Source organism: Thermoflexibacter ruber (assembly GCF_900113045.1).
GTDB lineage: Bacteria > Bacteroidota > Bacteroidia > Cytophagales > Thermoflexibacteraceae > Thermoflexibacter > Thermoflexibacter ruber.
Window position 1 is genome coordinate 20295 of the sequence record NZ_FONY01000043.1, and the last position, 21663, is coordinate 41957.

General features: G+C 36.9%; 20 protein-coding genes and 1 tRNA gene. 11 read left to right on the forward strand and 10 right to left on the reverse strand.

Annotated features, from left to right (window positions below; translation table 11 throughout):
• The first annotated feature begins 119 nt into the window (after nt 1-119).
• On the forward strand, nt 120-998 hold the full coding sequence (locus tag BM141_RS18740) for an OmpA family protein (RefSeq protein ID WP_091549001.1): 879 nt from the start codon (nt 120-122) through the stop codon (nt 996-998).
• Nucleotides 999-1052: 54 nt separating this feature from the next.
• The gene (holA, locus tag BM141_RS18745) at nt 1053-2075 is read left to right on the forward strand and encodes a DNA polymerase III subunit delta (protein ID WP_091549002.1); all 1023 of its coding nucleotides are present in this window, start codon (nt 1053-1055) and stop codon (nt 2073-2075) included.
• Between the two features lie 3 nt (nt 2076-2078).
• Here the strand turns inward: holA and BM141_RS18750 are convergent, their stop codons facing one another.
• Complete coding sequence (locus BM141_RS18750) at nt 2079-3629, reverse strand: GAF domain-containing protein (protein ID WP_091549003.1); 1551 nt, start codon at nt 3627-3629, stop codon at nt 2079-2081.
• Nucleotides 3630-3850: 221 nt separating this feature from the next.
• Between BM141_RS18750 and BM141_RS18755 the strand changes: the two genes are divergently transcribed.
• Together BM141_RS18755 and BM141_RS18760 are read left to right on the forward strand one after the other, a co-directional pair.
• Nucleotides 3851-4321 (forward strand): Fur family transcriptional regulator, encoded by a 471-nt coding sequence (locus BM141_RS18755; RefSeq protein ID WP_091549019.1) that lies wholly within the window; start codon nt 3851-3853, stop codon nt 4319-4321.
• Between the two features lie 25 nt (nt 4322-4346).
• Nucleotides 4347-4709 carry an STAS domain-containing protein gene (locus tag BM141_RS18760; RefSeq protein ID WP_091549004.1) on the forward strand — a complete coding sequence of 121 codons (363 nt, stop codon included), beginning with the start codon at nt 4347-4349 and terminating at the stop codon, nt 4707-4709.
• A gap of 8 nt (nt 4710-4717) precedes the next feature.
• Here BM141_RS18760 and BM141_RS18765 read toward each other — a convergent pair whose 3' ends face one another.
• The 5 genes from BM141_RS18765 to BM141_RS18785 form a co-directional block, all read right to left on the reverse strand.
• The gene (locus BM141_RS18765; protein ID WP_091549005.1) at nt 4718-6286 is read right to left on the reverse strand and encodes a GMC family oxidoreductase; all 1569 of its coding nucleotides are present in this window, start codon (nt 6284-6286) and stop codon (nt 4718-4720) included.
• A gap of 358 nt (nt 6287-6644) precedes the next feature.
• A complete protein-coding gene (gene trxA / locus BM141_RS18770) occupies nt 6645-6941 on the reverse strand; it encodes a thioredoxin (protein ID WP_245764113.1) in 297 nt (98 codons plus the stop codon).
• An 11-nt stretch (nt 6942-6952) separates the two neighbouring features.
• A complete protein-coding gene (locus BM141_RS18775; protein ID WP_091549007.1) occupies nt 6953-7570 on the reverse strand; it encodes a Tll0287-like domain-containing protein in 618 nt (205 codons plus the stop codon).
• A 1-nt stretch (nt 7571) separates the two neighbouring features.
• On the reverse strand, nt 7572-7883 hold the full coding sequence (locus BM141_RS18780) for a rhodanese-like domain-containing protein (protein ID WP_091549008.1): 312 nt from the start codon (nt 7881-7883) through the stop codon (nt 7572-7574).
• A 57-nt stretch (nt 7884-7940) separates the two neighbouring features.
• Complete coding sequence (locus BM141_RS18785; RefSeq protein WP_091549009.1) at nt 7941-8252, reverse strand: ArsR/SmtB family transcription factor; 312 nt, start codon at nt 8250-8252, stop codon at nt 7941-7943.
• 247 nt (nt 8253-8499) lie between these two features.
• Between BM141_RS18785 and BM141_RS18790 the strand changes: the two genes are divergently transcribed.
• Nucleotides 8500-9204 (forward strand): TatD family hydrolase, encoded by a 705-nt coding sequence (locus BM141_RS18790; RefSeq protein WP_317039492.1) that lies wholly within the window; start codon nt 8500-8502, stop codon nt 9202-9204.
• Complete coding sequence (locus BM141_RS18795; RefSeq protein ID WP_091549011.1) at nt 9198-10277, forward strand: asparaginase; 1080 nt, start codon at nt 9198-9200, stop codon at nt 10275-10277. The genes BM141_RS18790 and BM141_RS18795 overlap by 7 nt, the downstream gene beginning before the upstream one ends.
• Before the next feature lie 18 nt (nt 10278-10295).
• Here the strand turns inward: BM141_RS18795 and BM141_RS18800 are convergent, their stop codons facing one another.
• Both BM141_RS18800 and BM141_RS18805 read right to left on the reverse strand, forming a co-directional pair.
• A complete protein-coding gene (locus BM141_RS18800) occupies nt 10296-11348 on the reverse strand; it encodes a hypothetical protein (protein ID WP_091549012.1) in 1053 nt (350 codons plus the stop codon).
• A gap of 195 nt (nt 11349-11543) precedes the next feature.
• Nucleotides 11544-13685 (reverse strand): S46 family peptidase, encoded by a 2142-nt coding sequence (locus BM141_RS18805; protein WP_091549020.1) that lies wholly within the window; start codon nt 13683-13685, stop codon nt 11544-11546.
• A 264-nt stretch (nt 13686-13949) separates the two neighbouring features.
• Between BM141_RS18805 and BM141_RS18810 the strand changes: the two genes are divergently transcribed.
• The gene (locus BM141_RS18810) at nt 13950-15854 is read left to right on the forward strand and encodes a SpoIIE family protein phosphatase (RefSeq protein ID WP_091549013.1); all 1905 of its coding nucleotides are present in this window, start codon (nt 13950-13952) and stop codon (nt 15852-15854) included.
• Here the strand turns inward: BM141_RS18810 and BM141_RS18815 are convergent, their stop codons facing one another.
• Nucleotides 15855-16616, reverse strand: a complete 762-nt coding sequence (locus BM141_RS18815) for a hypothetical protein (protein WP_143090991.1) — start codon at nt 16614-16616, stop codon at nt 15855-15857.
• Nucleotides 16617-17051: 435 nt separating this feature from the next.
• On the opposite strand from BM141_RS18815, the gene BM141_RS18820 reads away from it, so the two are divergent.
• The 4 genes from BM141_RS18820 (at nt 17052) to fbp (ending at nt 20886) form a co-directional block, all read left to right on the forward strand.
• A complete protein-coding gene (locus BM141_RS18820) occupies nt 17052-17627 on the forward strand; it encodes a LysM peptidoglycan-binding domain-containing protein (protein WP_091549015.1) in 576 nt (191 codons plus the stop codon).
• A gap of 77 nt (nt 17628-17704) precedes the next feature.
• Entirely contained in the window at nt 17705-19378 is a 1674-nt protein-coding gene (locus tag BM141_RS18825) for a S8 family serine peptidase (RefSeq protein WP_091549016.1), read from the forward strand.
• Between the two features lie 182 nt (nt 19379-19560).
• A tRNA-Val gene (locus BM141_RS18830) sits at nt 19561-19635 on the forward strand.
• A gap of 216 nt (nt 19636-19851) precedes the next feature.
• A complete protein-coding gene (gene fbp, locus BM141_RS18835; protein WP_091549017.1) occupies nt 19852-20886 on the forward strand; it encodes a class 1 fructose-bisphosphatase in 1035 nt (344 codons plus the stop codon).
• Nucleotides 20887-21157: 271 nt separating this feature from the next.
• On the opposite strand, the gene BM141_RS23105 is transcribed toward fbp, so the two are convergent.
• The coding region (locus BM141_RS23105; RefSeq protein WP_394331694.1) for a hypothetical protein at nt 21158-21663 on the reverse strand (506 nt) is incomplete at its 5' end.

The following is a 21663-nucleotide window of genomic DNA, read 5'->3' on the forward strand; positions in this document are numbered from 1 at the left end:
GAGAAAGTCATACTCCACCCTTTTAGCAGTCAAAGATTCCAGCACAGAAAAAATAAAAACCTTCTCTATTCCTTACATTTAGCAAAAGTTTGTTATCTTTAAACATAAGAGTTACAAACATGAAAGTAGGCATTGGAAAAATAGTATTCTTGTTCTTGGTGGCTTGCGTGCCTACCAAAAAATACGACCTTTTAGTCCAATCTATGCAGAAAAGCACCATAGAAAAAAAGTTATTGGAAGACTCCTTAGCTGTAGTCAGCGCAGAACTCAGAGAGTTAGACAGTCTTACCATAGAAACTGTTTTTCATAAAAATCGACAAATTGATTCTTTGAAAAAGAAATTGGAAGAACTACAAACCAATTACTTGAGTTTGCAAAAAAACGTATTTTTCCAAATCCAAGAACTGCAAAAAGATAAAACTAATTACAAATCCCAACTTGCACAGAGAGATTCCCTGCTTAGCCAGTTGATTCAACAAAGCAGGCAACTAATGTCTGAGAATCAGCTTCTGATAGAGGAAATGAACTTTCTGAAAAAAAGCTACCTTTCTGCCCCCTCACTTGGGCGTGAGTCTTATTTGGACAGTTTGCAAAGCAAACTGTTAAAGGAAATAGGTAATTTCATTGGTCGGGAGATGAGTTTACAAAAGCAAAATAATCAACTTCAACTCTTTTTAGCCCATCAGTTACTTTTTAAGCCTAACGATTACTCACTGACACAAGACGGCGAATTTATACTTTATTTGATTAGCAAAGTGCTTAAAAATGAAGTAAATACCGATATTTCTCTCTTGAACTACACTGCCCAAGATATGCCCGAAACGGACAAATGGGAGGTCAGCATCAAGCAAAGTAAGGAAGTAATGAACCAACTGCTTAAAAACGGACTTGCAGAAAACCAACTGAATATGACCAATATCTCACCTGCACAAAACTCCGCTACAGGAGTAGGAACGGTACTGAATCGCATAGAATTGCATATAGGATTGAAAAAGTAAAAAATACCTTTATCTTTGCACTCGCTAAGACGAACCGTTTTACTTAAAAAAATCATGGCAGTTACAGCAGATTCAGTTTTAAAAGACTTAAAATCAAATAAATACGCTCCAGTTTACTTTCTGCAAGGCGATGAGCCTTATTACATAGACCTGATAGCAGAATATATTGAAAACCATGCACTTAGCCCAGAGGAAAAAGGCTTTAACCAAACCGTAGTGTATGGCAAAGATGTCAATGTGGTAGGCATTCTCAACACTGCTCGCCGCTTTCCCGTCATGGCTCAAAGGCAGGTGGTCATCGTCAAAGAAGCCCAAGAAATCCAAGATTTAGGGCAGGAAAAAGCCCGCACCATGTTGCAAAACTACTGCCTCAAACCTGTACCCAGCACTATTTTGGTATTTTGCCATAAATACAAAAAGTTGGATGGCAGGAGCAAGCTCGCTCAAACCATTGCCAAAGAAAGTGTTTTCATAGAAACTAAAAAACTCTACGACAACCAGATACCCAACTGGATAAGCAATTACTTTCAAGAAAAAGGCTTTAAAATTACAGAAAAAGCAGTCATTATGTTGGCTGAGTTTATTGGGAATGATTTGAGCCGCATGGCAAATGAGATAGACAAACTGCTGATTAATTTTAATGAAAAAGTACAAATTAACGAAGAGGTTATCAGCAAATACGTAGGCATTAGCAAAGAATACAATACCTTTGAACTACAAGATGCTTTGGCAAAAAAAGACGTAGTAAAAGCAAACCGAATAGTCAATTACTTTGCTATGAATCCCAAAAATAATCCTATCATTCCTATTATTGCTTTGCTCTATAGCTACTTCACCAAAGTAATGATGGTACATCACAGCGAAGACAAAAGCAAGCAAGGAATCGCTAAAACTTTGGGAGTCAATCCTTTTTTTGTAGATGACTACCTCTCCGCCAGCAAAAACTACTCTGTGCCTAAACTTATCAAAGTCATAGAATTTTTGAGGGAGGCAGACTTGCACTCCAAAGGCATCAATAGCAATATAGAAGATGGACAAATTTTAAAAGAATTGGTTTTCAAGGTTTTGCATATATAATAGCTATGCTTGCTTGCTTTCCAACTCTTTGATTCTGGCAAGGTATTGAGCTTCTTTCTCTTGCAACTGCATTAACTGCTCCCTAAGCGTTTCTTGCGCTCTTTGTGCTTCTTCGTTTCTTTGCTCTGACTCCTCCAATAATTTGTTGATAGCAGTTTCTTTCTCTTTGAGTTTCAACATATTCTTTTTCAGAATTTCCTCATTGACTTGCATTCTATGGTTTGCCAATTCTATCTCTTTTTGCTTGCGTTGCATTTCCTCTTGGGTAGCGTGTAGTTCTTCCATATTTTGACGCATCTCCTCCTCTTGTGCGCGCATCTGCTCAGCTTGTTCTTGGGTTTCTCTGAGCAATTTTTGTGTTTTTTCGTTAATTTTGGCAGAAAGAATGGCAGAAGCAATAATCTCTCCCACACGACTAACAAACTCAACATGGAAAGGTTGGAAAGTTTTGAAAGAGGCTAACTCTATCATGCCACAGATTTGTTGATTGTATTTTAGAGGCACGATGAGAATACAGCGAGGAAGGGATTTGCCCAAACCCGAAGTGATATGCACATAGTTCTCAGGGACTTCTGTTAAAAGTAAAGGCTCTTTATCTTGGAAAGACTGACCTAACAATCCCTCACTGATATAGATTTTTTTGTCTATGTATTTTGACCTTTCGTAAGCGTAGCAGGCTTCCATAGTCAGAAAAGGCTCATCTTCCTCCTCCTCATTGAGAATGAATAAGCCCCCTTGCGTTGCCTCTACCTGCTTAACCATTTCTGCAATAATTTCCTCATAAAGCACTTGTATATGCTGAACATCTTTTCGGATAATTTCATTGAATTTGGCAATACCTTCTGCCCTCCACTGCCTGATTTTATCTTCTTCTTTTGCCCTTTCTACTTCTCTAATGTAATCGCTTAGTTTACTCTCATTGGCTTGCAGCTGCGCTTTTTGTACTTGCATTTCCTTGATGAGGCGAGAACTATTTGCCTCACTTACTAAAATATCTTGCTGCAAAACATATAAAATAATGAAACTTACCAAGACAGAGGAAAATTTGAGAAACACATCAAAAAAGGCAGTTCTAAGCACATTACTATCAAAATTGAAATCAAGCAGGCTATTAAAGAATGGAAAAAGAAAGAGAGAGAGCATAGTGAGTGTCAAAGCCGAATACAAAGAAAGCTTTTCCTGAGCATTAAAGAGTATCCAAGGAAGAATTACTACAGCAAACTGAAATATGACTACCGCAGGGACAGCTTGCTCTCCATTACCCAATACTGCTGCATGAGAAGAAAGTATGCCAAAAGAAGGCAAAATAGACATTAGGAAACGACTTGCCAAAGGGAACTGTACCAAAGATAGCAAAAGAGGAAGAGCGTAAACCAAAGTAACTACTAAACTCAAATACAGAAAGTTATTTTGTTTAAGAACGATAAAAACTATGTCGAGCAATAACATGTAAATCAGAAAAGTAAAACTAATCTGATTGCTCATCTTGATTTTCCTTCTCAGCAAAGGATGATGGTCTTCCCTAATGCCTAACTCAAATATCTTCTTTAGCATCTTTTTCTAATAATCATAATCAATAAGCCTCTATGCAAATATGTCATTTTTTAGTTAAAAAGCCAAAATAGAAAACTTATTTTTAAGATAGAGAAATTAATAGAAATTTTTTATCTTTGTAAAACATACAAAGATTGATATTTACAATGCATACAGTAGAAAAAAATGCTAAAAATCCTATAAAAGAAAATATGGACAAAGAACTGATAGAAAAGGAGAAAATGGATAGAGAGAAATACGAAACAGTAAAGCAGATATTTACTAACTATTTGGAGAACAAAGAGTTAAGAAAAACACCAGAACGCTTTGCTATTTTAGAAGAAATCTACATCAGAGGAGGGCATTTTGACGTAGAGTCCTTGTATATCAGCATGAAAAATAAAAACTACCAAGTAAGTCGTGCTACTGTATATAATACTTTAGATTTGTTAGTAGATTGTGATTTGGTTACAAAGCATACTTTTGGGGAGAATATAGCACGCTATGAAAAATCCTATGGCTATAAGCAACACGACCATTTGATTTGTTCAGATTGCAACAAAATTATGGAGTTTTGCGACCCCCGAGTACAACACATTCAAAATATGGTAGGCGAACTACTGAAATTTAAAATTAGTCATCATTCTTTGGTGCTTTATGGCACCTGCGAAGACGAAAATTGTCCTGAGAAATTGAAAAAGTTTTCTAATTAAAAACCTTAATTTATTTTATGATATTATGATTTATCACCATGAAATCACTGACGATGTATTATTGGTTAGCGTCAATGGAGACTTATTAGGACTGCCAGAAGACCAAAAGTTACTCCATTTGGCAGAAAGTCAAATGTTAGAGAACAACATTACTCGCTGCGCTATTGACATTTCTAACGCCCACTATATCAATAGTACAGGTTTGACGATTCTCATTCGTATTCTCACCCTATATCGCAATGCAGGAGGTGAGGTAGTCTTGATAAATCCTTCTCCTTCAGTAAGTAAGGTATTGGTAATTACCAAGTTAAACGCTATTTTTCAAGTGCTAAAAAACAAAGAAGAAGCCCTAAATGCCCTTTCTACCAAACAATTAGCAAGTGTATAAGCCTCTCTTTATTTGTTTTTTATCAAGTCTGCCGCTTTTTCTGCTATCATAATCGTAGGGGCATTAGTATTGCCACGAACTATGGTAGGCATGACAGAAGCATCTACTACCCTAATATTTTCCAAGCCATGTACTTGCAGTTTATCATTAACTACTGCCTTTGTATCATTGCCCATTCTACACGTGGAAGTAGGGTGATACAAAGTTTGGAGGTGAGTTTTTATATGCTCTATTATCTCTTGCTCATTTTGAAGCTCTTTGGTAGGAAGGTAAGCCTGCTTGATGTAAGGCTGAAGAGGTTTAGCAGTAAGTATTTGATAGCCAATATTAAATCCTTCTATCATGGTACGTAAATCTTCTTCTTTGCTCAGGTATTGAGGGTCAATCAGGGGAGCATCGTGTGGATTAGGTGATGATAGTCGCACTTCTCCTGTACTTTCAGGCTGTAATAGCGTAGGTCCCATGGAAAAACCGTTGCCTTTGATTTTATTAAAACCATGATTGACAAAGTAGCCCGGACCGAAGTGATACTGTATGTCTGGAGCGGTTAAGTGGGGCTTGGTGCGAATAAAACCACCTCCTTCTGCAATATTACTTGCAAAAGGGCTTTTCCCAGTAAACAAAAATTTTAAAAGATTCCATGGCGTATCTTGAGTATCTAAGGTAATTTTTTGATTACAAGTCATGACTATAGAGGTGATTACATGGTCTTTCAAATTTTGACCCACCCCTTGCAAGTCATGTACTACTGGAATATTGAATTGCTGCAAATCTTGACCTCTACCGACTCCAGAGAGCATCAATAGTTGAGGGCTTTGAAATGCTCCTGCACATAATAAAATCTCACTATTGGCTTTTTCCGTTTTGATTTGTCCCCCTTGCTCAAACTCTACCCCTACTGCTTTTTTCCCTTCAAATAGAATCTTACGCACCAAACTTTTTGTCATTACCTTCAAATTGGGTCTTTTCAAAGCAGGTGCTAAAAACGCCTTAGCAGTGCTATGTCTTCGACCTCTTTCATCTATGGTAGTTTGAAACATGCCAAATCCCTCTTGCTCTGCTCCGTTAAAGTCTGGATTGGCAGCATAGCCAAGTGATTTTGCCGCTTCTACAAGCAAGGACGTAAGTGGGTTAGGTAGCACTTGGTTGCGAACATTGAGTAGTCCTCTTTCTCCATGAAAACTATCTTTAAAAACTTGTTGATTTTCTGATTTTTTGAAATAAGGTAAAACATCTTCGTAGCTCCACCCTTTATTGCCCAATCTCGCCCAAGTATCATAGTCTTCCTTATGACCACGAATGTAAATCATGGCATTGATGCTACTTGACCCGCCTAAAACCTTGCCTCGCGGTTGGTACATTTTCCTATGATTGACAAAAGGTTGTGGCTCAGTATAAAAGTTCCAATCTGCCTCAGTACGGAAAAGTTTATAAAAAGCGGCAGGTATACTAATAAGAGGGTTATTATCTTTTTTCCCTGCTTCTAAGAGTAATACTTTGATTTGTGGATTTTCTGAAAGTCTATTAGCAAGTACGCAGCCCGCAGAGCCTGCCCCTACAATGATATAGTCAAACATATTTTTATTGGATTCTGATAGGTTACTAAATAGTCAGCTATTGATTAGTTCAAAGTTATTGCTAAATAAATAACTATCCCAATACTTTCCTAACATTCTCTTGTTTTTCTTACAGATATGTTTTTCTTACTTTACCTCAACATGATAAAAATTATTGCTGCAAAAATTCAGTACCTATACTCTAAGCAAAATTATTCTATTAGGTAGGAAAGAAAGTGAATTTTCGCAATACAGTAGAAGCAAACTTTCAAAAAGTTTGCTTCTACTGTATTTATCAACCGCTTAATTACTCAAAAGTTTACCATTAAGCGAAACAAGGCGAATAAAATTTATTCCTGTAAATATTTTAAAATTCGCTTTAATCTGCGTATTGCTCTATAACCTTTTGTAAGGTATTTACAGGTACTACGCCCGCTTGTCGCCACTTCACCTCCCCGTTTTTGAAAAGCATCAGGGTTGGCACAGCGTTGATGCTATAAGCCTCAGCTACTGACCTGTTTTTATCTACATCTACTTTGACTATCTTTGCTTTACCTTCTACCTTTTCTGCTAAGTCTTTAAGCATGGGTGCCATCATCTTGCAAGGACCGCACCACTCGGCAGAAAAATCTATCAATACTAATTTTTCAGAATTAATTAACTCTTTGAACGTCATATTTTTATTTTTTAATTTTGTTGATTTCTTTTCCATTGAATATGCCAAACGCCTCTCAAATCGTTAAGTTGATAGCCAACGGCTTTATCCTCTGGATAAAGCGTTTTGATGACTTGGTAATTTTTTTCATCTATTTCCTTACCTACTTCTCCGTGGCAATTTAAGCAAAGAGCCTGTACCAAAATAGGCTTAAAATAATGTACTATTTCACCTTTAGTTACTACCTTTGGAAGCAACTCTACACCGCCGTTTTTTTCCTGTTCGTATTGAGCTAAAATCATTGTTTCTAAACTATCCGCAGCATTAGTAGGATTGCGATTTTTAGTGCTTGCTCTTTTAATAATAGCTTCATCTCTATCTGCATACATATTTGTAAGAGCATGAGCATTGACATTGCAAAACTTCAATGCTCCCCCTATTCCTTCTTTTTGAATTGCATTTTTCAAAGATGCACTTAGCGTATCAAAAGTAAGTTTAACTAATTGATTTCCTTGCTCTACATAAATTTTTCCATCAAAAACTGTATTTGTTGGATTTGGCTCTGCTACCTTTTTGCTTTGATGACTACTATCAGATTGGCATGCTGACAGTAAAAATAAAAGCCCAAAGACTAAAAATACCGTTTTCATATTACATATTATTTAGGTTGTACCAACTTCCTGCATCATGCACCTCTGTTATTCCATTTTTGCTCAAAAAAGATTTTGCTCTTGCACTTCTCATACCCGAGGCACAGCAAACTATTACAGGTTTTTTTAAGTTTTTGATAGTTTGGATACTTTGAGCAATTCTATCCAAAGGAATATTTTTCGCTCCTTTGTAATGCCCGTTAGCAAATTCTTGTGGAGTACGTACATCGATCACTACCGCTCCATTTTGCAAAACAGATTTGATTTCTTCTGTATTAGACTTCCCAAATAGTGATTTTAGAAACTTAAACATAGTTTTAGAAATAAAAAGTTAGATAAATAAAATATTGATTTTCAAGTTAATACGATACTAATTATTATCAAAAAAATGACAAAAAAACTGCTTAGCCATCTCCCATTTTGTCTTATCTAAGCAATATTTCACTTTGGGAGGTTGCTCGGTAGCGAGAATTAATCCTGCCTCTTTGAGTTCTTTTAAATGCTGGGAAACAGAAGATTGAGAAATAGGTAGTTGGCTTACTATGTCCCCACAGTAGCAACCTCCCCGCTCGTACAACAACTCAATAATAGCTACTCTCGCAGGGTGCGAAAGTGCCTTAGCAAAGTTGGCTACATTGATTTGATGTTCATTATATCCTTCTATTTTGATGGTATATGCCATATTGGATTTTATCTTATAAACGTTCAACGTAAATGTACGATAGATAAGTTCAAAAATTAACTAAAATTTTATACGAATTTGCTTATTCCGTTTTTAAAAGAAGGACTTAACATATTAAAGGCACATTATCCTTATATTTGTAGGATAAAAAATAAACCTTATCGTTTAAAATAAACCTAAGTAAATGCAATTTATTGATACACATGCACATATATACTCGCATCAATTTCAAAATGATAGGGAGGCAATGTTAGTACGTACGTTTGATGCAGGGGTAAAAAAAATATTGATGCCCAACGTAGATAGCGAATCAGTAGAAGGAATGTTGGCTTTGGAAAAAGAATACCCTAAGCAGTGCTTTCCGATGATGGGGTTACACCCTTGTTCGGTAAATCAAGATTTTGAGCAAGAGTTAAAAATAGTCGAGAATTGGCTTTCTCAACGCAAGTTCATTGCCATAGGGGAAATGGGAATAGACTTATATTGGGATAAAACTTTTTTTGAGCAACAAAAAGAGGCTTTTAGCATACAAGCAGGCTGGGCAAAAAAATATCACTTGCCCTTGGTGATTCATTCGCGCGAGTCCATGAAGGAGGTAATTAGCTTATTGGAAGAGCTGGCAGATGAAAACTTATTTGGCGTACTGCATTGTTTTACAGGAACTTTGGAAGACGCTCAGAAGCTAATTTCTATGAACTTCAAATTGGGAATAGGTGGGGTAGTTACGTATAAAAATGGAGGTTTGGAACCTGTTATTAGAGAAGTTGGCTTAGAGCATTTAGTTTTAGAAACAGATAGTCCTTACCTTGCTCCTGTGCCGCATAGAGGCACACGCAATGAAACAAGTTATATTCCTATTATAGCCCAGAAAATAGCTGATATTAAAGGAATTAGCTTAGAAGAAGTAGCGGAAAAGACATCAGAAACTGCAACCCAATTATTCCAATGCTAAACTATTACCCTACTATCAATATTAAAACGGCATCAGTTGGTTCATCAGATACCTCTATTTTTGTTATCTACACAGGAGGGACTATCGGCATGGACTATGACAAAACGCATAAGCACCTCAAGCCCTTAGATTTTAAGTATATTATTGATAAAGTCCCAGAACTCAGGCGTTTTGATTTTGAATTGACGGTACTTTCTTTGAACGAGCCTATAGACTCCTCCAATGTCCAGCCTCATCACTGGCTAAATATAGGACGTATGATTTATGATTTTTACAATGATTATGATGCCTTTGTCATTTTGCATGGAACAGATACTATGGCATATTCAGCTTCTGCTTTAAGCTACTTGCTTGAGAATTTGGACAAGCCCGTCATTTTTACAGGGGCGCAGTTGCCCATAGGTGTTACGCGTACAGATGCAAGGGAAAATTTTATTTCTGCTTTGGAAATAGCCTCTACCAAGAACGAGTCAGGAAAAGCCTTAGTACCAGAGGTCTGTATCTTTTTTGACCACTTGCTTTTAAGAGGTAATCGCTCGCGCAAGGTGCAGAGTTTTAACTTTACTGCCTTCAAATCGCAGAACTGTCCCCCTTTAGCAGTGGCTGGTATCCATATAGACTATAACAAGCAACTCATCTTGCCTCAGCCTAATGAACCTTTTTGGTTTTATAATCGCATGGATAGCAATGTGATTATTGTCAAGTTATATCCAGGACTTTCCAATGCTTACTTAGACCATATCCTTCATACTCCTCATTTGCGAGGGGTAGTATTAGAAACCTATGGCTCAGGAAATGCTCCTTCAAACGATGAGTTTATTGGAATTTTAAAAAATGCAATTGACAGAGGAATTGTAATTTACAACGTTTCTCAGTGCAATGGCGGGGTAATACAAGGACTTTATGAAACAAGCAAAAAGTTAGCTGAGATAGGGGTGATTAGTGGCGGGGATATTACCCCAGAGGCAGCAATTACCAAGTTAATGTTCTTACTTGGCAATGAATCTGACAACCAAGTAATTAGGCAAAAACTGGAAGTATCAATCAGAGGGGAAATCACAGAGCATAAGTAGATAAATGCAGAAGTTTTTTTACATTTTTAATATTTCCTTAATCTCTACTACGGTTAATCCTGTCAGTTCAGCGATTTCATCTGTGCTCATTCCTTTCTGAAAACAATTCTTTACCATGTTTTGCTTTAGCTGCTCTTGATGCTCTTTTATTTCTTCTGCCCTCCTTTTTTCTTCTTCTGCCTTCCTTTTTTCTTCTTCTGCCTTCCTTTTTTCTTCTTCTGCCTTCCTTTTTTCTTCTTCCAATTTCATTTCAGCCTCATCTAACTTTTTTCTTGCCTCATCAATCATGCGCTCATAATCAGTAAGTTCAGAAACAAAATCGTCCTCCAATTGCATCTTGTTTCGCATAGCCTGCTCGCTTGCCGCTTTTTGCAACCTTCTAATGATAGGACGATATTTTTCAGGAAAATCATCTTCTTTCACATTCAAAATGTGATGACTTGCATCTATGGTGCTTTGGTCAAAAATACTTAGCAGGATTTCTAACTCATTTCGTCTTTTTTCGCTTACATCAGGGATACTGATGATGTAGCTTTTGTGGGTAAGGCTTTCTACAAAATCTTCCCTTTGCTCTATTTTTTTCCCTGAATAAAGGTCAATCGCTTCGTTGTTTACCATAACCACAGGAACTCCTTGAATATGCTCCAACCTCTCTCCCAAAAAATAAATGCTAATGATAGGGAAGCCATATTTAGTTTCTTTGCCGTTGAGGTTTTTTTTCAAATAAAAATAATCAGGATTTTGATACTGCTTGCCCAAGTACCTACGAAAACGCATCACATCATTGAGCAATTTGGCTTTTTGAATCTCAATAATGACGATTTTTTCACCTTCCTCCGTCAAGATTTTCGCAGAAAAATCTAAGCGATATACCGTAAGATGAGGAATAAAATCATCTTCTTTGATTCGTCTTTTAGGTATAGTTTCCAATTCTCCTGAAAGTTCTTGAGGTTTGAAATCAAGTTCTAAGATTTCCTGCCCTATAATGGCAGAAAGAAAAATCTTAGCGACTTTGCTATCTTCCATGAGGTATTTGAAAACCACATCATATATGGGATTAGCTATGAGCATTTTTTATACGTAGTGTGAAATTACTTACTTACACCTGACAGGTTTTGGAAATCTGTCAGGTGTAAAATTTTGATAATAAGGCTTTTATATTTTAAAAGCTCGCAGTTGCAATAAATTTGCAAATCAGCTCTTTCGGATTATACTACACAAAGATACAAAATAAAGACTATAAAATTCTATCTTGTGCCTCTGTGTTTACTTTCCTACTATCTTCATTTCGTTGAGCAAATAGCCCGCTCCTGCAAACTTATCAATCACAAACAGCACATAGCGAATATCTACGGCTATATTTCGGCAGATATTGGGGTTATACATCACATCGCTCATGGTGCTTTCCCAACTTCTGTCAAAATTGATTCCAATGAGTTCGCCACTGCCATTTAGAATGGGACTACCTGAATTTCCACCTGTGGTGTGATTAGAAGCTGTAAAGCAGACGATTAACTTGCCATCCTCGCCGTATCTGCCGTAATCTTTTTTGTTGTAAAGTTCAATGAGTTTTTTGTCCACGTCAAATTCTCCATTTTTCTCTGGAACATATTTTTCCATGATACCCTCCAATGTCGTGTAGTGCTTATACATCATGCCATCTCTCGGGGCAGAACCTTCTATTTTTCCATAAGAAAGTCGCAAAGTACTATTGGCATCTGACCAATATTTTTTATCAGGCATGAGTTTTCGCAAGCCGTCCACATATATTCTCATCTGGCTTTCTATCTCATTGTTTAGCACTTGGTACTCGTTATTGATTCGCACCGTGTAGGAAGCAAACAGACTTTTCATCAGGCGGTAAGTGGGGTCTTGCGAAAGGATTGTTTGTACCTCTGACTTATTTTTTTTGAGCAATTCATTGACTTTTTCTAAATTGACTAAGTGAGAGTTATCGTAAATAAAGTCTGCATACTTTTTAAAATCTCCACCAAATTCATTCTGAACAGCTTGGAAAATGTCAGGATATAAGGCTTTATCGATATTGTCGTAATAAATTTTCATACTCTCGGCAAAAATCGCCTTGTCAGTAGGAAGATGATAGTCTTTGAAATGCTCCTCTACTTGGGATTTCAGGTTTTCTACCGACTCGCCGTACTCATAAGTAGCCATGAACTTGCTTGCTAAGTCTATGATTTGCGAACCATAATAAACTATTTCTAAGAATAGCTCTCTTGCCAAAGCATATTTTTCTAAATTTTTCTGATTTTGGATTATTCTGGGGAGTACCTCGCCATATAACTTTGCTGTTTCTGGATTTTTATTAGCTAACTTGATAAATTCTTCTTCCAAAGTTTTCTTTTTTCCCACGGCATCAAAGGCTTTTAATCCTTGCAGCTCGCCAATCCATTTTTTGTAATAATTAGCAATGCTGGCATATCTGGCGGCGTATTGGATACGAATTTGGTCGGAGGATTTCATGGAATTGTCCATGATGCCCAAAACGGTGGCTCTCATTTTGATTTTGGCGGGATTGGATTTTTCTATGAGGTAGCGTACTGCTTCTGAGCTAAGATACTGCTGAGTACGTCCCGGGAAACCATAAATCATGGAAAAATCATTTTCTTTTACTCCTTTCAAAGAAATAGGGAAAAAATGCTTAGGCTTGTAGGGAACGTTATCCTTAGCATAAGGAGCAGGTTTATTGTCTTTGCCTGCATAGATACGAAATACACTAAAATCTCCTGTGTGGCGCGGCCAAACCCAGTTGTCGGTATCTCCGCCGAACTTGCCTATGGAGGAAGGAGGCGCACCCACCAAACGCACATCTAAGAAAGTTTCTGTGATGAACATGTAGTACTCGTTTCCATAGAAAAACGGTCTGATAGAAGCTTCATAATGCGAATCTGCGACTGCTTCCCTACGGATTTTGTTGATATTGCGGTTGATTTGGACTTGTCTTTCAGATTCAGAAAGGTTAGCGGTAACTCCTTCTAAGACCTTAGCTGTAACGTCCTCTATGCGCACAATGAAAGTAGCTGTAAGCGAGGGATTAGGCAATTCTTCTTTGAGAGATTTTGCCCAAAAGCCATAAGTTAGGTAGTCGTTTTCTACGGAGCTATGCGACTGAATAGCACTGTATCCGCAGTGGTGATTGGTGAAAATCAAGCCTTTATCAGAAACAACCTCTGCCGTACAAAACCCACCAAAGTTTACTACTGCATCTTTCAGGCTGGATTTATTGACCGAGTAGATGTCCTCAGCCGTAAGTTTTAAACCCTTTGCTTTCATGTCTTTTTCATTCAGATTTTTAAGCAAAAGAGGCAACCACATTCCCTCATCAGCCTTAGCCAAGAGGAAAGTAAAGCAAAAAAGTAATACCAATAAGCTAAATTTTGAATAGTTCATATCTTTAATTTTAAAGGTGTGCGAAATAGGTATAATTTTCAATTACTTACTTATTAAAAATCAAAACTTGTTAAAAATAGCACAATACAAGTAAAATTGTCGTATTTTTTAGGTAAAAACTTCATGTTTTTTTAATTTTGTGTTCCTGTCTATCTACCCTTAATTAAAGATATTTGTAATAAACTTTATCAAAACAACGCAACTATAATTCATTTGTTTTCTTATATTTTTGAATAAATCTAAGTTTGATTTTTAGTTAATCTTATGAATATTTACGTCAAACTTACTTTGCTTTGTTTAGGATTGGTACTTTTTACAGGTGCTTCGCTCTACTTTGTAGCCAATGAAGAATCCCAGCAAAAGTTAAAGGAAGAGATTTCTGCCCATATCGTAGCACAATGCGACTATACTATGAACAGTATAGATAGGTTTTTGTATGAGCGTTTGCAAGATATTAATCTGATTGCCAGCGACCCAATTTTCAGGGATACCTCTGCTACCCCTACTCAAATTACCCAACGGTTGCTCGAGTATAAGAGGATTAGCACGCTTTATAACAGTATTTCTTACTTTGATATTCGCAGGATAAGAATTGCAGATACAGAAGGGAAAAATATAGGCAAGCAACACACCCTGATTAATTACTGGAAGAGGATTAACCAAGGGGAAGAAGAAGTCATAGATATTTCATTCTCAGAGTCTTTGAGTACCAATGTGTTTCACTTTGCAAGTGTAGTGAAAGATGATAGAGGAGAAAAAATAGGGGTGGTGGTTACAAGAATGTTGGTCAATCGTTTTTATGAAATCTTGCCTACGCTTTCTGAAAAAGAAAATATTTTGTCCAAAATGCAGGTGGATTTGTTGGACGCCGAAGGAGTTTTGCTTTACTCTAACTACAATCCCAATGGAATCCTAAGAGAAAAGTATAATAAAAGCCTGATTCTAAACTACCTAAAAAACTCCTCCAAAGGTTATCACGAAGACGGCGATATTCTCTACTTTTTAGCCTTAGACAAGGGCTATCTTACTTACAAAGGTCAAAAATGGTTGCTTATTTTTGAAGCCCCCGTAGATATTGTGTATGCTCCTTCTAAAAGTTTGAGAAATAGGCTATTGAATAATGCAATTCCTATTTTGATTGTAGCGATGCTGATAGGGCTTTTTATCGCTCATAGGTTTGCCCGCCCTATTTCTTCTTTGGCAGATTCTATCCGTTCTTTAGCCAAAGGCGATTTGGATACTGAAATAACCGTAAACTCTACTAATGAAGTAGGCTTTTTGCAAAAAGAATTTAAACGCATGGCAGAGAGTCTGAGCCAAAAAATACAAGAGCAAGCCCAACTTAATATGCGTTTGGATACAGCACTGCACAAATTAGAACAGCAAAATAAAGATATTACTTCCAGCATTTCGTATGCAGAGAAAATCCAGCGAGCCATGCTCCCTGATGAGCAGGTGCTAAAATACTACTTTACAGACTACAATATTTTGTATCTGCCCAGAGATATTGTTAGTGGGGATTTTTATTGGTTTGACCAAGTTCACTACGCAGGCAAGGACTACTTCGCTATTGCAGTGGCAGACTGCACGGGTCACGGGGTACCGGGTGGCTTTATGTCTATGTTAGGAAGCAATTTGCTTACTTCTTTGATTACTTTTGGGAAAAACCTGAGCCCTTCCATAGTATTAGCAAAGCTAAATAAAGCTATCAAGCACGAGCTGCATCAAGAAAAAAATAATATCCAAGACGGCATGGAAATAGCCTTGATTATCTTAGATTTAGAAGCAAAAAAATTATACTTTGCGGGAGGCAATAGACCTATTTTTATTTTTAGGGACAGGGAATTTATCATGTTGGAAGGAGCAAAAGTAAGCATAGGAGGCGTATCTAAGTTTGAGATAGAACGCAAACGCATGGCTGAGTTAGAAGACAAAGTAATAGATATTCAAGAGAATGATTTAATCTATTTATTTAGTGATGGTTATAAAGACCAATTAGGAGGGGAACAGCTACAAAAGTTCTCAGGGAAAGCCTTTAGAAAACTTTTGTATGATATTCGCAACTTGCCACTGATAGAGCAAAAACAAATCTTACTACGCACTTTTGCAGAGTGGAAAGGCGAGCATAGACAAACTGACGACGTATTGGTAATGGGGATAAGAATATAATTATTTTTCTAAAAGGCTGTTATAGAAAGCTACTGCTCCTGCCAACGTTTCCTTTTTATCAAAATCCAATTTATTTTTTGCTAAGTAGGCTTCAAACTCTTTTTCGTGTTGGTTTAATATCTGTAACAAACCCTTCTTTGATTTTTTGAGTTTGACTACTTCATTTTCTGGCGTAACGATAAAAAACTCTGTATTGGAAACAAACTTGTCATAATCTCGTCCAGAACTTTGTGAATTGCCTACATCTGCGGGAATAATGGATTTGGTTTGAAAAACAAGAGCAGTGTACTTGCCTTCGTGAAGCACCTCACAAAACCTTTCTCCTTTGGAACTACCTACTGCATACCTTTTAAAAACGTGTTTTGTTCCTGTTTCAGGGTGTTGCATGATAAAAGAAGCCACCGTAACATCATCTACCAAGATAGAATCCCCTTTTTCCTTTCTCAATACCATTAGCTCCTGCTCCTTGAAAATATCTAATTTGGCAAAGACACCTTCAAACTTGTAACCGTCTTTCAAATGAATTTCTGTTATATGCCATTCATCAAAAAAATAAGGCGTGCCACGATAATTTTTAACCCTATTATCAAAACCACGCATCATCATCGTAGAAGCCCGATTGAGATTGCCATCTACTAATAGCTTTTTAAAATCATTTTCCAAACTTACCGCTTGATTAGGATTGGAAGGTTGATTTTGAGCAAATAGAGTCATAGAACTCAACAGCAGAAAACAAATAAAAATTAAGTAATTGATTTTCATACTTTCGTTGATTATATTAAATTTTATATTTGCCTAATTTTGGTTCTCTGGTACTTTTTGTGGAGTTAGCAAATGAATAATACTACTTATAAATTAAGCCCGTAGGGCTGTCATCTTTGTAGAAAAGAATAAGACCCGCATACAGCAACGCCGTAGGCGTGAAATATGCCACCGCCACGCAGTTTTATTCATTATTTTCTACAAAAATAGCACGCCTTCGGTGTTAGTCAAGGGCAGACTAAAGTCCACCACTTACATAGTTTTACACAGAAAGAGGCATAGAACTCTAATTTTTAATCTAATTTAAGCATTTTCCTTAATTTTCATCTCCAAATTCAAGTATTTTAACAGTATTTATTTTATACATATAGCATATCTTTGTAATGAGCAAAGTCGTGTTATCAGATTAAATTTTTAAACAAAACTTTTATATTCATGTCAGTTGAGGAAAAAGAAAAGGTAATTTCAAAAACTACACTTATTACTGCGATGAGTGTATTTTTCTTATCTATATTCATCATTTTCTTATTTTTAAGTAGCAAAGAGGCATGGCAACAAAAAATCAAGGAAGCAAGTACCTATCCACCTGAAATAGAGGATTTACGTAAAGAAAACACCACGCTAAAAGCGAAGTTAGACTTTTATAGAAAACAAGATTCTGTCTATACCAAACTAATTGCTACGCGAACTTTTGATGCTAAGGATACAGAAAACTTCCGCATGTACGGTCTTTTCAAAGACAAAGATAAAAAATACACCCCCGAGGAGATGGCTGCCAAGTTCAATATCCCAAATGAGAAAGCTATTAAAATTACAGAAGTTCAGGGAGATAACTGGTTTATCATTCCTGTAAAAGGAGTGCATTTTGTTCGCAAAGCTGAAACGGCAAGTAGTATTGCAAAAAAATATTATACACTCCTGCGCGATTCTGTATTGATAAAAGAGTTTAACCCCTCTATCAAAATAGACAATCTCGTTTTTATTCCTTATGGCTCAGAAAATACTAAATGAAGGTTTGAAGTCCTTTGCAACTATATTGAGAATAAAGCCGTAACTTTGTAAAGCATATTTTAAAATTCTTTACATCAATGCGATATATTCTTACTTTATCTTTTTTATTTTCAGTTACTTTACTCAGTAACATACCCACTTTTGCCCAAACTCGCACTTACTTAGTGCAGTTTACGGATAAAAATAATTCTACTTTTTCTGTCAATCGTCCACAAGAATTTCTAAGCCAAAGAGCTATTGATAGACGTAGGAAACAAAATATACCAATTTTAGAAAGAGATTTACCCGTCAACCAGACATATATTGAGCAGGTACGCCAAGCAGGTGCGAAGGTACTTTATCCTACTCGCTGGATGAACGGTATAGTTATAGAAGCAGACCAAGCTACTTTGGATAGAGTAAACCGCTTGAGCTTTGTTAGAAATAATAATGCCATGCGACTGACTTTGCGTCCTGAGTACCCTGATTTATTTGTTGCCGATGCAGAAATAAAGGAAAATAATAACTCTCTGATATCAAATGCCAGAACAGAAGAAAACTATGGAAATTCTCTGAGGCAAAGCCAAATGATAGGCATAGATGCGATGCACCAAGATGGGTTCAGAGGAGAGGGTATCGTTATTGCTGTGATTGATGACGGTTTTCAAGGCGTAAATACTAACCCACTATTTCGTCAAATGAATATCTTAGGAACGTATAATTTTGTCAGAAATACGCCAGACGTATATAATGTAAGCGTTACACACGGGGCAAGAGTACTTTCTACCTTAGCTGCCTATCAAGATGGCGGCCTCATTGGTACGGCTCATAAAGCATCTTATTATCTATTTGTTACTGAAATAGATAGTAGGGAGGATAGAAGCGAGGAGGCTTTTTGGTTGGTGGCGGCAGAACGGGCTGATAGTCTGGGAGTAGATATTATTTCTACTTCTTTGGGCTATACGACGTTTGATGACCCTACTTTGAATTATACCCCGAATGACTTAGATGGGAAAACGGCTCTCGTTTCGCAAGCGGCAGCAATCGCAGTGCGTACAGGCATGATAGTAGTAAAAAGTGCAGGGAATAATGGATTAAGAGCTTGGCAAAAAGTTTCTTTTCCCGGTGATGTAGATTCTGTCTTGACGGTAGGGGCGGTAGATGCTAATGGAACTTACTTTAGCCAAAGTGGACGAGGAAGAACCGCAGATGGACGCATCAAACCCGATGTTGTGGCAATGGGTGTAAATACAGTAGTGGCTTTGCCTAATGGAAATCTCAGTACAAGTTCAGGTACTTCCTTTGCCGCCCCTTTGGTAGCTGGTTTGGCTGCAGGACTTTGGCAAGCCAATCCTTCTTTTACCAATATGCAGATAGTCAATATTATACGTCGTTCAGGGAATCGTTTTAACAATCCGAGTGATTCGCTTGGCTACGGTATTCCTAATTACACACGTGCAAAAATATTGACTTCTACAGAGCAAAGTTTTGATAAAGAGGCACTTGTAGAGGTTTACCCTAACCCACTGACAAGTAATATACTAAAACTAAAGGTTAGATTTACTGAAAATCAGCTAAATAGAAGTTTTCAAATTCGTATTTTTGATGCTTTGGGAAGATTGTGCTGGGACACATCTCTGCAAAGGACTCAGCAAAGTTCTGATACGTATGAATTGGATATAAGTAAGGCTAACTTATCCAATGGTAGTTATTTCCTTCATATTGCGGGCGAACGTATAAATAAAACACTCAAAATAAGTATCATACAATAATAAGTTAAGTCTTTGTTTAAGAATACTTTAAATAAATTGTTCAAAATATGTAGTAACAAATATTTAATAAATTTTTCATAAAGTATTTGGAATATCAAAAAACATGCTTACCTTTGCATCGCAATTAAGCACAAAAGGAAATAAAAATACTTTATGCAAAAATTGCAAAAGTGCTAAAAAAAGGGTTCATAGCTCAGCTGGTTCAGAGCACCTGCCTTACAAGCAGGGGGTCCAAGGTTCGAATCCTTGTGGACCCACAATCAAACTAAAAAGCCACTTAGAAGATACTTCTAAGTGGCTTTTTAGTTTGATTCATTAATGCCTTTTTACATTTTATTTGCCTGTAATTTAACTTCATCTTCGTTCCCAATAATTTTAAGGCAAGAGTATATCAAAGAATCACCAAAAGAGCATTATTTTTGTAACAAAATTTAACAAAAAAATAACCAATAACAACATAAATTCAAAAAACGATGACAACACAAGAAAAAGAGGCGAATGTGGAAATAAAGAAATTCGTTGCTTCCATAGGCATAACCTTAGACCGCTTTATTTCCCAACGCCAACAAGAGTTTCCTTATGCCAAAGGAGAACTTTCTCAAATCCTTAGAGATATAGGCTTAGCGGCGAAGGTAGTCAATAAGGCAATCATGGGGTCTGGACTGATAGGCATAGAAGGTCCTGCGGGAGAACGAAATGTGCAAGGCGAAGAGCAGCAAAAGTTAGATGTAGTAGCAAATATGCGCTTTATCAGGGCTTTGACCAAAGGGCAGGAAGTTTGTGCTATCATTTCCGAAGAAGATGAAGAAATGATAGATACAGGAAATCACGAAGCGAAGTACATTGTAGCCATGGACCCTTTGGATGGCTCATCTAATATCGATGCCAATGTACCTATTGGAACTATTTTCTCTATTTATAGAAGAAAATCCCCCGTAGGCACTCCTCCAACCACAGAAGATGTACTGCAAAAAGGGGCAAATCAAGTAGCGGGAGGATATGTGTTGTATGGTAGCTCTATGATTTTAACTTATACTACAGGTTATGGGGTCAATGGCTTTACCTACGACCACACTATTGGAGAGTTCATACTTTCTTATCCCAATATGAAAATAAAAGAATTAGGCTCGATATTCTCTTATAATGAAGGGAATTATAATGACTTTTCTGAAGGAACGAAAGCCTACTTGACTTATTGCAGAAATCAAAAATATACTGCCCGCTACATAGGCTCTCTGGTGGCTGACTTTCATCGAAATCTTTTGAAAGGAGGTATCTTTTTTTATCCTGCAACATCTAAATCCCCTAACGGAAAACTTCGCTTACTCTATGAATGTAACTCTTTGGCATTTGTTATAGAGCAAGCAGGCGGAAAGGCAACCGACGGGAAAAGAAGAATTTTAGATATAGAACCTCATGACATTCATCAACGCTCTCCACTCATTATAGGCTCCTCAGCTATGGTTGATGATGTAATGCAATTCATTAAAAATGAGCAGTTTCATTAGTTTTAATCAATAAACTTGACAAAAAAACTGCAACTGATATAACATCAGTTGCAGTTTTTTCATGCTTGCATTTCTTTTTTGGATTACAAACTTATCCCAAGTTTGAACTATCCGATGATCCCGTTTCTCATAATGATTAAGTAGTTTAAAGGGTAAATGGAAAAACAATTTTTAGCTGATAATTATTATTGTAAAAGTTTTGTCATATAATCAAGAAATTAAAAAGGTGAATGATTGATTTATATATTGATTTCCAACAGATTTCATTGTCCTATCTTCCTCCTTTTTTATTTTTCTTAGCTGTTTCCAAGATGACAGGTTCTACCTTGCTAAACTTCTCGGTCTTGTTGTCATAAATCATGTAGTAATTGCCTGCTCTGAGTGTAGCACAGTCCACCTGCTCTCCTTCGCCTTTCATTACCAAGTTGTTATGCTCATCATGGATTTCATACTTGACCTGTGCAGAGAAAGTCAAACTATGCTCTACTTGCTTAGGGAAAAAACTCACAGATTCCTTGTCAGAGAAATATACTATTTCCTTAGAGAAAAACATCTTGCCGTGATTGTTCACATAGCGGATTCTAAACTTGTTTACCCCAGAGTGCAAAGCCACTTCTTCTGCATAAGGATTGCTGGAGGTATGTCCTTGAGCGTTCACCACCTTCACGGTAGCCCAAGAATCATGCTTGAAAGCCTCAATGAAATAAACTCCATGCTTTTGCTCTCCCTTGCCAATCCAAGACAACTGACTTTTAGCAATCTCCAAAGCAGAGAAAT

Bases quoted from the DNA above. Each gene is read 5' to 3' on its own strand.
- BM141_RS18740 (WP_091549001.1), top strand. From the start codon at position 120: ATGAAAGTAGGCATTGGAAAAATAGTATTCTTGTTCTTGGTGGCTTGC.
- holA (WP_091549002.1), top strand. From the start codon at position 1,053: ATGGCAGTTACAGCAGATTCAGTTTTAAAAGACTTAAAATCAAATAAA.
- BM141_RS18750 (WP_091549003.1), bottom strand. From the start codon at position 3,629: ATGCTAAAGAAGATATTTGAGTTAGGCATTAGGGAAGACCATCATCCT.
- BM141_RS18755 (WP_091549019.1), top strand. From the start codon at position 3,851: ATGGATAGAGAGAAATACGAAACAGTAAAGCAGATATTTACTAACTAT.
- BM141_RS18760 (WP_091549004.1), top strand. From the start codon at position 4,347: ATGATTTATCACCATGAAATCACTGACGATGTATTATTGGTTAGCGTC.
- BM141_RS18765 (WP_091549005.1), bottom strand. From the start codon at position 6,286: ATGTTTGACTATATCATTGTAGGGGCAGGCTCTGCGGGCTGCGTACTT.
- trxA (WP_245764113.1), bottom strand. From the start codon at position 6,941: ATGACGTTCAAAGAGTTAATTAATTCTGAAAAATTAGTATTGATAGAT.
- BM141_RS18775 (WP_091549007.1), bottom strand. From the start codon at position 7,570: ATGAAAACGGTATTTTTAGTCTTTGGGCTTTTATTTTTACTGTCAGCA.
- BM141_RS18780 (WP_091549008.1), bottom strand. From the start codon at position 7,883: ATGTTTAAGTTTCTAAAATCACTATTTGGGAAGTCTAATACAGAAGAA.
- BM141_RS18785 (WP_091549009.1), bottom strand. From the start codon at position 8,252: ATGGCATATACCATCAAAATAGAAGGATATAATGAACATCAAATCAAT.
- BM141_RS18790 (WP_317039492.1), top strand. From the start codon at position 8,500: ATGTTAGTACGTACGTTTGATGCAGGGGTAAAAAAAATATTGATGCCC.
- BM141_RS18795 (WP_091549011.1), top strand. From the start codon at position 9,198: ATGCTAAACTATTACCCTACTATCAATATTAAAACGGCATCAGTTGGT.
- BM141_RS18800 (WP_091549012.1), bottom strand. From the start codon at position 11,348: ATGCTCATAGCTAATCCCATATATGATGTGGTTTTCAAATACCTCATG.
- BM141_RS18805 (WP_091549020.1), bottom strand. From the start codon at position 13,685: ATGAACTATTCAAAATTTAGCTTATTGGTATTACTTTTTTGCTTTACT.
- BM141_RS18810 (WP_091549013.1), top strand. From the start codon at position 13,950: ATGAATATTTACGTCAAACTTACTTTGCTTTGTTTAGGATTGGTACTT.
- BM141_RS18815 (WP_143090991.1), bottom strand. From the start codon at position 16,616: ATGAAAATCAATTACTTAATTTTTATTTGTTTTCTGCTGTTGAGTTCT.
- BM141_RS18820 (WP_091549015.1), top strand. From the start codon at position 17,052: ATGTCAGTTGAGGAAAAAGAAAAGGTAATTTCAAAAACTACACTTATT.
- BM141_RS18825 (WP_091549016.1), top strand. From the start codon at position 17,705: ATGCGATATATTCTTACTTTATCTTTTTTATTTTCAGTTACTTTACTC.
- fbp (WP_091549017.1), top strand. From the start codon at position 19,852: ATGACAACACAAGAAAAAGAGGCGAATGTGGAAATAAAGAAATTCGTT.